Origin of the sequence: Ruminococcus flavefaciens (genome assembly GCF_900108555.1) — a bacterium.
GTDB lineage: Bacteria > Bacillota > Clostridia > Oscillospirales > Ruminococcaceae > Ruminococcus > Ruminococcus flavefaciens_P.
This window is the reverse complement of record NZ_FNWV01000005.1, coordinates 71,687-85,456: the sequence shown is the minus strand read 5'-3', so window position 1 is coordinate 85,456 and position 13,770 is coordinate 71,687. Positions and strand designations below refer to the sequence as shown.

The 13,770-nt window shown below is 43.8% G+C and carries 11 protein-coding genes and 2 tRNA genes; 10 read left to right on the top strand and 3 right to left on the bottom strand.

Annotation, left to right across the window (positions count from 1 at the left end; translation table 11 throughout):
- Positions 1-49: 49 nt before the first annotated feature.
- The 3 genes from BLW60_RS08480 to BLW60_RS08470 all read right to left on the bottom strand — a co-directional run bounded on the left by BLW60_RS08480 (position 50) and on the right by BLW60_RS08470 (position 1,477).
- The gene (locus BLW60_RS08480; RefSeq protein ID WP_074716385.1) at positions 50-1,003 is read right to left on the bottom strand and encodes a glycoside hydrolase family 5 protein; all 954 of its coding nucleotides are present in this window, start codon (positions 1,001-1,003) and stop codon (positions 50-52) included.
- Positions 1,004-1,263: 260 nt separating this feature from the next.
- Positions 1,264-1,353 (bottom strand) — tRNA-Ser (locus tag BLW60_RS08475).
- 35 nt (positions 1,354-1,388) lie between these two features.
- Positions 1,389-1,477: transfer RNA gene (locus BLW60_RS08470), tRNA-Ser, on the bottom strand.
- Between the two features lie 278 nt (positions 1,478-1,755).
- Here BLW60_RS08470 and pyrH point away from each other — a divergent pair.
- The 10 genes from pyrH to BLW60_RS08425 all read left to right on the top strand — a co-directional run bounded on the left by pyrH (position 1,756) and on the right by BLW60_RS08425 (position 13,706).
- The gene (pyrH, locus tag BLW60_RS08465) at positions 1,756-2,466 is read left to right on the top strand and encodes a UMP kinase (RefSeq protein WP_074716383.1); all 711 of its coding nucleotides are present in this window, start codon (positions 1,756-1,758) and stop codon (positions 2,464-2,466) included.
- Positions 2,467-2,501: 35 nt separating this feature from the next.
- On the top strand, positions 2,502-3,056 hold the full coding sequence (frr, locus tag BLW60_RS08460) for a ribosome recycling factor (protein ID WP_074716381.1): 555 nt from the start codon (positions 2,502-2,504) through the stop codon (positions 3,054-3,056).
- 10 nt (positions 3,057-3,066) lie between these two features.
- The gene (gene uppS, locus BLW60_RS08455; protein WP_074716379.1) at positions 3,067-3,807 is read left to right on the top strand and encodes a polyprenyl diphosphate synthase; all 741 of its coding nucleotides are present in this window, start codon (positions 3,067-3,069) and stop codon (positions 3,805-3,807) included.
- Positions 3,807-4,685 (top strand): phosphatidate cytidylyltransferase, encoded by an 879-nt coding sequence (locus BLW60_RS08450; protein ID WP_074716376.1) that lies wholly within the window; start codon positions 3,807-3,809, stop codon positions 4,683-4,685. The genes uppS and BLW60_RS08450 overlap by 1 nt, the downstream gene beginning before the upstream one ends.
- Positions 4,686-4,789: 104 nt before the next feature.
- Positions 4,790-5,953, top strand: coding sequence for a 1-deoxy-D-xylulose-5-phosphate reductoisomerase (locus tag BLW60_RS08445; RefSeq protein WP_074716374.1), 1,164 nt, complete (start codon positions 4,790-4,792; stop codon positions 5,951-5,953).
- Between the two features lie 16 nt (positions 5,954-5,969).
- A complete protein-coding gene (locus BLW60_RS08440; RefSeq protein ID WP_074716372.1) occupies positions 5,970-7,040 on the top strand; it encodes a M50 family metallopeptidase in 1,071 nt (356 codons plus the stop codon).
- Complete coding sequence (locus tag BLW60_RS08435; protein ID WP_074716370.1) at positions 7,033-7,947, top strand: ribonuclease Z; 915 nt, start codon at positions 7,033-7,035, stop codon at positions 7,945-7,947. The genes BLW60_RS08440 and BLW60_RS08435 overlap by 8 nt, the downstream gene beginning before the upstream one ends.
- Positions 7,948-7,970: 23 nt before the next feature.
- Entirely contained in the window at positions 7,971-9,008 is a 1,038-nt protein-coding gene (gene ispG, locus BLW60_RS08430) for a flavodoxin-dependent (E)-4-hydroxy-3-methylbut-2-enyl-diphosphate synthase (RefSeq protein ID WP_074716324.1), read from the top strand.
- 149 nt (positions 9,009-9,157) lie between these two features.
- Positions 9,158-9,328: a hypothetical protein gene (locus BLW60_RS16795; protein WP_175460909.1), complete on the top strand. Its 171-nt coding sequence runs from the start codon at positions 9,158-9,160 to the stop codon at positions 9,326-9,328.
- 52 nt (positions 9,329-9,380) lie between these two features.
- Positions 9,381-13,706, top strand: coding sequence for a PolC-type DNA polymerase III (locus tag BLW60_RS08425; RefSeq protein WP_074716322.1), 4,326 nt, complete (start codon positions 9,381-9,383; stop codon positions 13,704-13,706).
- The last annotated feature ends 64 nt before the right edge of the window (positions 13,707-13,770 follow it).

Genomic DNA, 13,770 nt, shown 5'->3' with positions numbered 1-13,770 from the left:
GATAGCTGATTTATCGTAAAAAGAAAACCCGGCTTAGCCGGGTTTTTCTTTATATTAATTTAAGAAGTTCATTTCTTACATTGTCAAGTCTTGCATCTGAAAGACCGAAGTCCATAGCCTTGTAGTTCCATGCGGCTCTTCCGATACCGTGTTTTTCAAATACCGAGTTGATCGTTTTGTACCACTTTACGGTATCCTCGGGGGATACTACGTCGATACAGCCGTATTCGCCGCAGTAAAGACCTGTGTTGTACTCTTCTGCCTTAGCGATAGCGGTTGAGAAGAGCTTCTCAAAGTATTCGGCAGAAGTCTCGCTTTCCTCGAAAGGGATACGCTCTTCGGGAATGATAGCTGTAGTCCAGTAAGCACCCTGATGAGTGAATTTTAACGGCTCATAGCAATGCATATTATAAATGACATTATTATCATATGGAGCGTCAAGGAACTGAACGGTATCAGCACTGTTGTTATGATAGCTGCCCACAAGTATGAGGGTATCCTTTGTGATCTTTCTTATGCGGCGTATACATTCATTAGCTATCCTGTTCCATGCGTCAATAAAGCTTGCATCAGTAACTTCGTTGAGAAGCTCAAATGCCACAAAAGAACTCATCGAGCCATAACGTTTTGCAACTTCTTCCCAGAGGCGGTAGAAGCGTTCCTGACATTCTTCACTGTCAAAAAAACCGCTCTCATTTTCTGCGTAGTAATCAAATGAAAAGCCTGCGGTCTTGTGAAGGTCAAGGATAATATTAAGGTTGTACTTTTTCGAGTATTCAACAGCCTTGTCGAGGTATCCGAAGCCCTCCTCGCTGAAAGAGCGGTCTGAATTTTCAAGTATATTATAATCAAAAGGGACACGAACGTGGTCAGCTCCCCATGATGCAATAGTTTTGAAATCGTTTTCTATGATGAAGGTGTCGAGGTGTTCCTTTTCGTAGTTACACTGTGAGAGCCAGCCGCCGAAATTGATACCCTTATTAAAACCGTTTATTTTTTTCATCTCTCATCGCCTCCTGTACATAAAGTATAGCACATTCTGTATGAAAAATATACTTGTTTTATGTGAAAAATGATAAATTTATGATGTATAAGCAAATTTTTGCAATTACTTGACAAATGACATGGGATATGATATGATTTGATTGTGAGAAATCACAGAACTTCTACTACTATGAAAAGCTCTTCCGTTTGGAAGAGCTTTTCATTTATATATGCCAGACTGTACAAAATTAAAAAACCTGCATTCAAAGAATGCAGGCATGGCGCGGATTGAGAGATTTGAACTCTCGCGCCGGTTTCCCGACCTACTCCCTTAGCAGGGGAGCCCCTTCACCACTTGGGTAAATCCGCAAACCGACGAGCGAGAAACTCACCGATAAAAAAATTGGCGGAGAGGGTGGGATTCGAACCCACGTGACCGTTAAGTCAAACGGTTTTCAAGACCGCCTCGTTATGACCGCTTCGATACCTCTCCATTTTTGTGTTTTGTTGTTGCCGCTTGAACCAGCTTTTATATTATATCACGATGAGGGGAAGTTGTCAAGCAAAAAAGCAAAAAAGATGTGACAATAAAATTTCAACAATTTTGTCTATAATAAACAATTGTATACATTTGAAGTACTTTTACAGCTGAAAAAATAGGATTTTATAAAAAAACAGAGTATTTTTTTCTTGTTTTTCGGAAAATGTACTTTACATATTATTAAATTTAGTGTAAAATAATCTATAGATAATTTTTTGTGAGGTGCTTATATGGAACCAAAGTATAAAAGAGTATTATTAAAGGTCAGCGGCGAAGCTCTCGCAGGCGACAATAAGACTGGTCTTAATTATGATGTAGTTACTGATATATGTAAGAGCATCAAAAAGTGCAGCGACGCTGGAGCTCAGGTCGCAGTTGTAGTAGGCGGCGGAAACTTCTGGAGAGGTCGTTCAAGCGGAGCTATGGACAGAACTCGTGCAGACCATATCGGAATGCTTGCAACAACAATGAATGCGCTTGCGCTTGCAGATGTACTTGAGTCACTGGGCTGTGTAGTAAGAGTACAGACTGCTCTCCAGATGTCAGCTATAGCTGAGCCTTATATCCGCAACAGAGCTGTAAGACATCTTGATAAGGGCAGAATAGTTATATTCGGCTGCGGAACAGGTAACCCGTTCTTCTCAACAGATACAGCAGCAGCTCTTCGTTCTGTTGAGATAGAGGCTGATATACTCCTCAAAGCAACACTTGTTGACGGTGTATATGATAAGGATCCACATAAGTATGATGATGCTAAGAAGTATGAGACACTTACTTTCTCTAAGGTAATTGGTGAAGAACTTGCTGTTATGGACAGCACTTCTGCTGCTCTTTGCCGTGATTATAACATGAAGATGCTCGTATTCGATCTTAGCCGCCCTGATAATATATATGATGCAGTTATGGGCAAGAATATAGGTACAGTTGTATCTGAAAACTGATAATCGATAATTTATACTGAAAGGAATGTTATACAATGAAAGAACAGCTTAATCTCGCTAAGGAAAAGATGAATAAGAGCCTTAATGCTCTCGGAAATGAGTTTGCAGCTATCCGTGCAGGAAGAGCAAATCCCGGAGTTCTTGATAAGGTAATGGTAGATTACTACGGAGCTGCTACACCTGTAAACCAGATGGCAGCAGTATCTGTATCAGAGGCAAGAATACTTGTTATCCAGCCATGGGACAAGTCCACACTCAAGCTTATCGAAAAGGCTATCCAGGCTTCTGATATCGGTATCCAGCCTGTAAACGACGGCAACGTTATCCGTCTTGCTTTCCCACAGCTCACAGAGGATCGCCGTAAGGAGCTCTGCAAGAGCATCAAGAAGTACGGTGAAGAGTGTAAGGTAACTGTACGTTCTATCAGACGTGATACAATGGAAAAGTACAAGACTATGAAGAAGAATTCCGAGATCACAGAGGACGATCTCAAGGACTGCGAGAAGAAGGTACAGGATCTTACAGACAAGATGTGTGCTGATGTAGATAAAATGGTCGCTGATAAAGAGAAAGAGATCATGACAGTATAATTGGTGAAATATGGCATTATTCGGAAAAAAAGAAAAATCTGAGCTTACGCTGCCCGAGAAGCTTCCCGAGCACGTAGGCTTTATCATGGACGGAAACGGCAGATGGGCTAAAAAGCGCGGTTTGCCCCGTTCCTTCGGTCATCGTGAGGGTGCAAAGCAGTTTAAGAAGATTGTCCGCTACTGTAAGGACATCGGACTGAAGAATATCAGCTTCTATGCCTTTTCAACTGAAAACTGGCAGCGTCCTTCCGATGAAGTAAATACAATCATGGAGCTTTTTCGTGATTATATCGTTGATGTAAGAAACTTCCTCAGCGAGAATACACGTATGGTATTTCTCGGTGACAAGTCTGCCTTTGATGAGGATTTGCAGGAGAAGATGATACGTCTTGAAGAAGATACTGCCAAGTATGATGAGATGACTCTTATGATGGCAGTAAACTACGGCGGACGTGATGAGATAGCCCATGCTGCAAGGATACTTGCGCAGAAGGCTGTAAACGGCGAGATACGTCCCGAGGACATCAACGAGCAGGCTGTGGCAGACCAGCTCTATACAGCTGGACTTCCCGATGTTGACCTGCTTATACGTCCCAGCGGTGAGCTGAGACTTTCAAATTACCTTATCTGGCAGTGTGCTTATGCGGAGTATTACTTCACAGATGTGCTCTGGCCTGATTTTACACCTGCCGAGCTTGACAAGGCACTTATTGAGTATGCAAACAGAAACCGCCGCTTCGGAGGTGTGTGATGCTTACACGTATAATTTCGGGAGCTGTAGGCGTAGTTCTTATCGGTATAGTGCTTTTCTTTCACGATACTGTAGTTCTGCCCATAGCAGTTGCAGCAATGATCGCAGTAATGCTCTTTGAGCTGCTTCGGGCTGTGAAGCTCCATAAGTGTATCCCGATACTCGTAGCGGCAGAAGCTTGCGGTATATCCGTACCGATACTCTATGGCATATTGACAAAGATCAATGTTTATGGAGTAGAATATCCCGGGCGTTTTGAGTTCCTTTCATGGCGTTATGAGGATAAATATAAAATATATGTATTTGGCATAATGCTTCTCTGTGCTTTTGTCATCTTCATAACATGGCTTAAAAAGCACAAGGAGATACGCTACGAGCAGGTGTTTTTCGTACTTGCTGTAATGATACTTGTTCCGCAGGCTATGACTACAATGGTGCGCATGGAACGCTATGATCCCAAAAGCGGACTGTTCCTGCTCATTATGGGACTCTGCGGCGCATGGATAGCCGATACGGGAGCTTACTTCACAGGTGTTTCTATCGGCAAGCACAAGCTTTGCCCTGAGATAAGTCCAAAGAAAACTATCGAGGGACTCATGGGCGGTATCCTTACAACTGCTATTGCTTATACTGTAGCATTTTCATGCTATTACGGCTTTACTGCAAAGAGAGCCGCCATTGCATTTATTACAGGTGCAGTCTGCGCTGTTATAGGCACAGTGGGTGATCTTTCTGCGTCAATGGTAAAGCGTCAGATAGGCTTTAAGGATTACGGCAAGATAATGCCGGGACACGGCGGACTTATGGATCGCTTTGACAGCGTTCTTTTTGTGCTGCCCACATTCTATGTATTCATCACCTTATTCGGTGTACAGTGATATTGCTGAAACGGACTATTCATGGATAGTCCATTTCGCATTTTATAGTGAATTTTATCATAAAATCTTACGGGAAGCAATTTCCGTGAAAAGGGGAAAAGACAATGGAAAAAACTGTGTCGATACTTGGCTCAACAGGTTCCATAGGTACGCAGTCTCTTGAGGTCTGCGAAAAGCATGGCATAAAGGTGGCAGCTCTTGCTGCTCACAGCAGCATCGAGGCTCTTGAACAGCAGATAAGGAAATTCCGCCCTAAGTATGCCTGCATATACAACGAAACAAAGTACAGCGAGCTCAAAAGCCGTATTTCCGATATGGAGGTTAAGCTCTATTCTGGAATGGAAGGACTTTGTACTCTTGCATCGCTCAAAGAAGCTGATATCGTGCTCAACTCTGTTGTGGGCATGGTTGGACTTCTGCCTACTCTTACAGCAATAGATGCAGGAAAAGACCTTGCGCTTGCCAATAAGGAGACTCTCGTTGCAGGCGGTGAGCTGGTAATGAAAGCAGCAGCTGACAGAGGAGTAAGGATATATCCCGTAGACAGTGAACATTCGGCTATATTCCAGTGCTTGCAGGGAAATAAGCGTTCACAGCTGAGCAGGATAATACTTACAGCTTCGGGCGGACCCTTCTTCGGAAGAAGCTACGAAGAGCTGAAAAAAGTCACAAAGGCACAGGCACTTCATCACCCTAACTGGGAGATGGGCAATAAAATAACCATTGACTCTGCTACACTTATGAACAAGGGACTTGAATTCATCGAAGCAAAATGGCTTTTTGATCTTACTCCCGAGCAGATAGAGATAGTTGTTCATCGTCAGAGCGTTGTACATTCCGCTGTGGAGTATAATGATTATTCCGTCATAGCACAGCTCGGTGTGCCTGATATGAAGATACCGATACAGTACGCGCTGCTTTATCCTGACAGAATGTCATGCCCCACAGGAAGGCTCTCACTTACGGATTACGGAAAGCTTACCTTTGAAAAGCCTGACTATGAAACATTCAAGTGCCTTTCAGCAGCTATAGAAGCTATAAAACGCGGCGGAGCTTATCCGTGTCTTGTTAATTCCGCAAATGAAGAGGCTGTAAGAGCATTCCTCAATGATGAGATACAGTTCATAGAGATAGGCGAGATAGTATCGTCAGTGCTTGATAAATTTACAATATCAGATATAAAAAGCTATGAAGATGTTATGGCAGCAGATAAGGCTGCAAGAGCATTTGTAAGAGAGCAGATAAAAGTGAAAAAGGCTCTCGACTGAGAAAGGATCGTACTACATGGGTATTGTTATTGCAATTATTATTTTCGGTTTGATAGTTACCGTGCATGAGTTCGGACATTTCATATGCGCCAAGCTCAGCGGTATAAAGGTACTGGAGTTTTCGGTAGGTATGGGACCAAAGCTGCTCCAGAAGACTAAGGGCGAGACAAAGTATTCACTCAGACTTCTTCCGCTTGGCGGTTACTGTGCTATGGAAGGAGAAGATGCTACCAACAGTGATCCGAGAAGCTTCCGCAACGCCAAGCTCTGGAAAAGAATGGTCGTACTTGTTGCAGGTGCGGGAATGAACTTTGTTCTCGGTTTTATAGCTATAGTTATATATATAAGCATGATGGACGGAGTTCCGACGACTACAGTAAGTAACTTTATGAGGACCGAAGATGACGGAGTTATCACTTACTATGCCGAAAGTTATGATACAGGTCTTGAAAAGGGCGACAAGATAATATCTGTGGACGGTACGAGAGTGTACAGTATCATTGACTTCAATTATGTTTTCAATGTTATGCAAGAGCATGAAGGTCATGAGGTTATCGTCAAGCGTAACGGAGAAAAGCTGAAATTAGATGACGTATCTTTCCGCATCAAGGACGGAAGTGATAAATTTGTTGATTTTGGGGTCGTATACAAGAATAAGAATCCTCTTACTGTTTTGAAAGGCTCCGGCGAAAACTTTATGTCTATGACGCATATCATAGGTCTTTCACTGAAACAGCTGTTTTCGGGACAAGTGGAAAAAGAAGAGGTCTCAGGTCCTGTAGGCGTTGTTACAGTTATAAATGATGCGGCGAAGGATGCTGAAAACGTTAAGGAAAGCATATTTAATTTGTTTTATATGATGGCACTTATCTCAATAAACGTAGGTATTTTCAATCTTCTTCCTATTCCCGGACTTGACGGCGGTCGACTTCTCTTCTGCTTTATCGAGCTTGTACGCCGCAAGCCCATCAAGCCCGAACATGAGGGATATGTTCATCTCGCAGGAATGGTGCTCCTTTTCGGTATAATGATCTTTGCAACATACAATGATATCGTCAAACTTATCACAGGAGGCAAAAATGGCTGACGTATGTCTGCTCGGTACAGGCGGTATGCTTCCGCTGAAAGACAGGTTCCTTACGAGCCTTTATGTTGAGTTTAACGGAAAGGCTGTACTTATAGACTGCGGTGAGGGTACTCAGGTAGCTGCTGCCAAGCATGGACTGAAATTGAGTAAGATCGAGCTTATACTCTTCACTCATTGCCATGCTGACCATGTTATGGGGCTTACGGGACTGCTCTTATCTGTCGGCAATTGTTCACGTACAGAGCCACTTGATATTGCTGCTCCCAAAAGCTGTATCCCGGTACTTGAAAAGCTTGTAAGCATATGCGGCGGACTTCCTTATGAAGTGCGTCTGCACAGTATTTCCGAGGACAGACCATATGGATTTATCGCCGATACGATCGATCCTATGCTGACAATAAAGACTCTGCCCCTTTCTCACAGAGTCAGCTGTATCGGCTACAGTCTTATCCTTGAAAAAAAGCCTGTTTTTCTTCCTGAGAAAGCAAAGGAACTGGATATTCCCGTAGAGATGTGGAAAAGACTTCACGGCGGTGAAACAGTTACCCTCATTGACGGAAGAACTATCTTTTCCGAGTCCGTAACGGGCGGTAAAAGGCAGCCTTTAAAAATAACCTATACCACGGATACTCTGCCAATTGATGAAATCGTTGGATTTGCGGAAAGCTCGGACCTTTTTGTGTGCGAGGGAATGTATGGGGTTCCTGATAAAAAGGAGTCCATGAACGAAAAGCACCATATGCTCATGCAGGACGCCTGCAATATTGCAAAAAAAGCAGGAGTGAAGAGGCTTTGGCTCACACATTACAGTCCTGCCGAAAAAGAGCCTTCGGCATACGCTGAGGAGCTCAGACAAATATTCCCTGATACTGTTATTTCAGCTGACGGCGAAAAGATAACATTGTAATTTACATTTTACGGAGGAATAATATGAGAAATGTCAGACCTGTAAAGGTAGGGGACTGTGTCCTCGACGGAAAGCATATATATATACAATCGATGCTCAATATGCGCTCGGACGATATCGAGGGCAGTGTAAAGCAGGCAGTTGAGCTTGAAAAGGCAGGCTGCGAGATAATACGTGCAGCTATTCCGAATATGGAGGCTGTAAAGCTTATCCCTGCTATCAAGGAAGCTGTAAAGATCCCCCTTGTTGCGGATATCCACTTTGATTACAAGCTTGCACTTGAATCTGCTGCCGCAGGTGTTGACAAGATACGTATCAATCCGGGTAATATCGGCGGTATGGATAGGGTAAAGGCTGTAGTCGAAGCCTGCCGCACAAGAAATATCCCTATACGTATAGGCGTAAACTCAGGCTCTCTTGAAAAGGAGATACTTGAGAAATACGGATCGCCTACTCCCGAAGCTCTTGTTGAGAGTGCAATGGGACACGCAGCTATGCTGGAGCATTTTGACTTTAACGATATAGTTATTTCCATTAAGTCCTCGGATGTAAATAAGATGATAGCTTCATACAGACTTGCAGCGCATAAGTGTGATTATCCGCTTCACCTCGGTGTTACTGAGGCGGGTACAGAGCGTATGGGACTTATCAAGTCAGCAATAGGTATAGGCTCACTTCTTTGTGACGGTATCGGCGAGACTATCCGTGTATCTCTTACAGATGATCCTATCCGCGAGATAGCTGCTGCAAAGGATATTCTCAAAAGTATCGGCAAGCGCGGCGGCGTAAGGATAGTATCATGTCCTACCTGCGGCAGAACCCGAATTGACCTTGTTAAGGCGGCTAAAATGGTCGAGGAAGCTGTCAAGGATATGGACAAGGATATAACAGTGGCAGTCATGGGCTGTATCGTAAACGGTCCGGGAGAAGCACGTGAAGCTGATGTCGGCATTGCAGGCGGTGACGGCTGTGCTATCATCTTCAAAAAGGACGGCACTCAGCGCAAAATAAGTGAAGATGCAATAGTTCCCGAGCTTCTTGCTGAGATAGAAAAACTCTGAAAGATTTTTTAATAAAACTTTTTAGGAGATAAAGCAATGAAATACACAAAGGAAAATGAAAAAGAGTATTATAATTAAAAGCTTTTAAAAGAGACTTTTCAGGACGAGATAAAAAGCCGCATAAGTTTGACTGGAAAGAAGCTGTATTATTGCTTTTTGGCTTGATTTTAGGATTTATTGTAACAGATATCATAGGACTTGAAGAACTTATCGGTAATAAATTCCTTAGATATACGGCTGAGGTTTTCATATTAGTCATTGCAATTGCTGCAGTGAATGTAATTGCTGTAGGTTTTAAAAAGCTGATGACCAATAAATAATTGGCGGCAGATCATATATGCTAATGATGATTTTTAAGAAGGACGTTGACAAATGCAGATAAAAATATCCGAATTTCTCAAAGATTATGACCTCGAATTGCCTGAGAGTATCCTCAGCGGCGAGATATTCAAGCTGACATACAGCGAAAATCTCGAAAAGATACGTTTTCATGCGCATTTCGGTGAAATAGTACCAAGTGATGATATCTTTAGTTTTGAAAAGGCTGTGGAGACAGCTATAAAGGTGGAGCAGGTTAGACTTGCTCCTCGATATCCGTCTGAGAAATTCGGCATGGATTGCTACAGCGAGCTTCTTAAACTTTTGAAGCGCGAAATACCTGTAGTCAACGGCTTTCTCGATGATGCGGAAGTAACTCTCGGAAACGGAGAACTGCGTATAAAGATAGTACACGGCGGCAGGGATATCCTTGACAGGTATAACTTCTGCCTGTATTTTTCACGAATGATATATAATCAGTTCGGTGTGAAGGTCAAGGTAGTTCTTGACGGTGAGAACAATGTAAGTGCTCAGCAGTTCGATGAGATGATAGAGCGTATCGAAGCGGATATGCCTGATTACAGCAGTCAGCTCATTCCCGACAAGACTCCCGATGAGATAAGAGCCGAGGAAATGAAGTCGGTAATACCTACTGTGACAATTGATGTTACTGCTCTTGATAAGGATTTTGACGCAGAGTCTGCCGAAATAGTCAAGGGCAAGGCTATACGTGAAAAACCTGTACCGATCTGCGAAGCTGTACAGCGTCTTGGAGAAAAGGTCGTTGTCGTAGGTGATGTATTTGCCTCTGAGCTTAAAGAAGTCCGTAACGAAAAGACTGTAGTTACATATGATATCACAGACTACAGTGGTTCGTTAAAGGTGAAGATATTTGCCAAGAATGAAGAGGTAGAGGAGCTGAAGCTTGGCTCAATAAAGAGTGGCGCAACACTTCTCGTTTCGGGTAAGCTGGATTACGACTCCTACGCAAGAGATATTGTCATATCGGCAAATTCTCTTATCAAGGTAAAACGTATACCGAAAATGGACAATTATCCCGAAAAGCGTGTCGAGCTCCACTGCCACAGCAATATGTCTGCAATGGACGCTGTTACCGATCCTGTTACACTTATCAACAGAGCCGCTGCATGGGGACATCAGGCTATGGCTATAACCGATCACGGTAACGTGCAGGCTTTCCCTGATTGTATGTATAATATGCCAAAGAACTTCAAGGCTATATACGGCATGGAGGCTTATGTTGTCAACGATATCGAGCGTGACATGGTAGTCTACGGCGACGATGACCGTTCATTCGATGATGAGATAATCATATTCGATGTTGAGACTACAGGACTCAGCTTCCGCAATGACCGCCTTACAGAGATAGGTGCCGTAAAGCTGAAAAACTTACAGGTAGTTGACAGCTTCAATACAAAGGTAAATCCCGGTTTCCATATCCCCGAGAGAATAACTGAGCTTACGGGAATAAGCGATGCAGATGTTGCCAATGCTCCTGATGAAGCAGAGGCACTGCGTATGTTCATGGAGTTCTGCGGAGACAAGCCTGTGCTTGTTGCTCATAACGCCCGTTATGATACCAACATGATAAATCAGGTGAAGAAGCGTCAGGATATCGATTTCCCGTATACATGGGTGGACACACTTGTTATGTGTCAGTCCATGCTCCCCGAAATGGGACGACACAAGCTCAATCTTGTTGCAAAGCAGCTCAAACTCGGAAAGTTTGACCACCACAGAGCTTCCGATGATGCTTTGATGCTTGCGAAAATATATATCGAGCTTGTCGGCAGACTTAAAAGTGAAAGAAACTTCAAGTCAATACAGCAGCTCAATATACTTGTTGGTGAGATAGAGACAAAGAAGCTGAAAAGCTATCATCATATCATTCTTGTCCGCAATCAGGCAGGACTTAAAAATCTCTACAGACTGGTATCGCTCAGTAACCTTGAATACTTCTATAAAAAGCCGCTTATACCTAAGTCCAAGCTCATTGAACATCGTGAGGGACTTATCTACGGAAGTGCCTGTGAAGCAGGAGAGCTGTTTCAGGCTATGCTTGATATACGCGATCAGGACTATATCGACAATCTTGCGAAATTCTATGATTACCTTGAGATACAACCCATAGGCAACAACGAATTCATGGTTCGTGAGGGCGTAGCAAGGGACGATGACGAGCTTCGTGAATTCAATAAAAATATAGTAGAACTGGGTGACAGACTGGGTATACCTACCTGCGCGACCTGTGATGTTCATTTTATTGATCCGAAGGACGCTATCTACCGTAAGATAATCCTTGCAAGCATGGGCTTTAAGGACGCAGAGGAGCAGGCTCCGCTTTATCTGAGGACTACCGAGGAAATGATGACGGAGTTTGCATATCTCGGCGAGGATAAGGCAAAAGAAGTAGTCATTACCAATACCAATGCAATTGCCGACCAGATAGAGATGATACGTCCTATACCAAAGGGAACTTTTACACCTACGATCGAAGGTGCTGAGGAAGAGCTTGTAAAGATAACTCATGACAAGGCTCATGAGATATACGGTGATCCGCTTCCCGAGCTTGTTGACAAGCGTCTTGACAGAGAGCTTTCATCTATTATCAAGCACGGATTTTCAGTACTTTACATTATCGCACAGAAGCTTGTTTGGAACTCTGTTGACAACGGATATCTTGTTGGTTCGAGAGGATCGGTCGGTTCGTCATTCGTTGCATCAATGGCAGGTATCTCGGAGGTAAATCCGCTTCCGCCACACTATGTCTGCCCTAACTGCAAGCACAGTGAGTTCCTGCTGGACGGTGTATACGGTTCGGGATTTGACCTGCCGCCTAAGAAGTGTCCCGACTGCGGAAAGGACATGAACCGTGACGGACATGATATCCCATTCGAGACCTTTCTCGGGTTTGATGGCGATAAAGCTCCTGATATAGACCTTAACTTCTCCGATGAATACCAGTTCTGGGCACATCGTTATACAGAAAAGCTTTTCGGTAAATCAAACGTTTTCAAGGCAGGAACTATATCCGTAGTTGCTGAAAAGACAGCCTATGGCTACGTAAAGAAGTACTGCGAAGAAAACGGCATCACGCTTAACAATGCGGAAATGAGCCGTCTTGCTATCGGCTGTACGGGCATCAAGAGGACTACAGGACAGCACCCGGGCGGAATGGTCGTTGTTCCGTCAGATTATGACGTTTATGACTTTACTCCCGTTCAGCACCCTGCTGATACTGCGGATTCCGAGATAATCACAACTCATTTCACGTTCAACTCGCTCCATGATACTATCCTGAAGCTTGACGAGCTTGGACACGTTGTTCCAACGCTGTACAAGCATCTTGAAGACCTTACGGGCATAAAGATAAAGGATGTTCCCACATCTGACCCCGATGTTATTCGTATGTGTACCAACTGCGATGTGCTGGGTGTAACTCCCGAGGAGATATACTGCAAGACAGGAAGCCTCGGCATACCTGAAATGGGTACAGGCTTTACAATACAGATGCTTCTGGACGCAAAGCCCACCAAGTTCAGCGACTTTTTACAGATCTCGGGACTTTCCCACGGTACCGACGTTTGGCTGGGAAATGCTAAGGACCTTATCGACAACGGCGTATGTACCATTTCAGACGTTATCGGTACGCGTGACTCTATTATGACATACCTTTTGTATAAAGGGGTAGAGCCGAAAATGGCTTTCCAGATAATGGAGTGGACACGTAAGGGTAAAGCTCCCAAGCAGTTCACACCTGAGATAATCCAGATGCTCCGCGATCACAACGTACCCGAATGGTACATCGAGAGCTGTCTGAAGATAAAGTATATGTTTCCGAAGGCTCACGCGGCTGCGTACGTTATCGCTGCCATAAAGCTGGGCTGGTTCAAGCTGCATATGCCTCTTGAATACTATGCGACCTACTTCTCCGTAAGAGGTGAGGACTTTGACGCAGAGCTTGCTATTAAGGGCAAAGGTGCAGTTCGTGCCAAGATCGAGGAGATCAAGGCACTGGGCAACGACAAGACCAACAAGGACAGTGCCCTGTACGATATCCTGCTCATTACAAATGAGATGATGTCGAGAGGATATGAGTTCCTGCCCATTGATCTTTTCAAATCACACGCTACAGATTATCTTGTTGAGGACGGCAAGCTGAGAATACCTTTCTCCGCAATGAGCGGTGTCGGCGACAACGCTGCAAAGGGAATTTACGAAGCTGTTCAGAAGGGCGGATTTATGTCTATCGAGGAGTTCCAGCAGGAGAGCGGTGCGTCAAAAACAACAATAGATATGTTGAAAAGCATAGGTGCGTTTGGTGATTTACCCGAATCCACACAGATGTCGTTCTTTTAACTTGACTTTCTTTTAGTAATATGTTATCATATTATCATGTTAGCAGACTAAAGTGATTAACGAG

Coding starts and splice junctions, on each gene's coding strand:
- BLW60_RS08480 (WP_074716385.1), bottom strand. CDS start 1,003: ATGAAAAAAATAAACGGTTTTAATAAGGGTATCAATTTCGGCGGCTGG.
- pyrH (WP_074716383.1), top strand. CDS start 1,756: ATGGAACCAAAGTATAAAAGAGTATTATTAAAGGTCAGCGGCGAAGCT.
- frr (WP_074716381.1), top strand. CDS start 2,502: ATGAAAGAACAGCTTAATCTCGCTAAGGAAAAGATGAATAAGAGCCTT.
- uppS (WP_074716379.1), top strand. CDS start 3,067: ATGGCATTATTCGGAAAAAAAGAAAAATCTGAGCTTACGCTGCCCGAG.
- BLW60_RS08450 (WP_074716376.1), top strand. CDS start 3,807: ATGCTTACACGTATAATTTCGGGAGCTGTAGGCGTAGTTCTTATCGGT.
- BLW60_RS08445 (WP_074716374.1), top strand. CDS start 4,790: ATGGAAAAAACTGTGTCGATACTTGGCTCAACAGGTTCCATAGGTACG.
- BLW60_RS08440 (WP_074716372.1), top strand. CDS start 5,970: ATGGGTATTGTTATTGCAATTATTATTTTCGGTTTGATAGTTACCGTG.
- BLW60_RS08435 (WP_074716370.1), top strand. CDS start 7,033: ATGGCTGACGTATGTCTGCTCGGTACAGGCGGTATGCTTCCGCTGAAA.
- ispG (WP_074716324.1), top strand. CDS start 7,971: ATGAGAAATGTCAGACCTGTAAAGGTAGGGGACTGTGTCCTCGACGGA.
- BLW60_RS08425 (WP_074716322.1), top strand. CDS start 9,381: ATGCAGATAAAAATATCCGAATTTCTCAAAGATTATGACCTCGAATTG.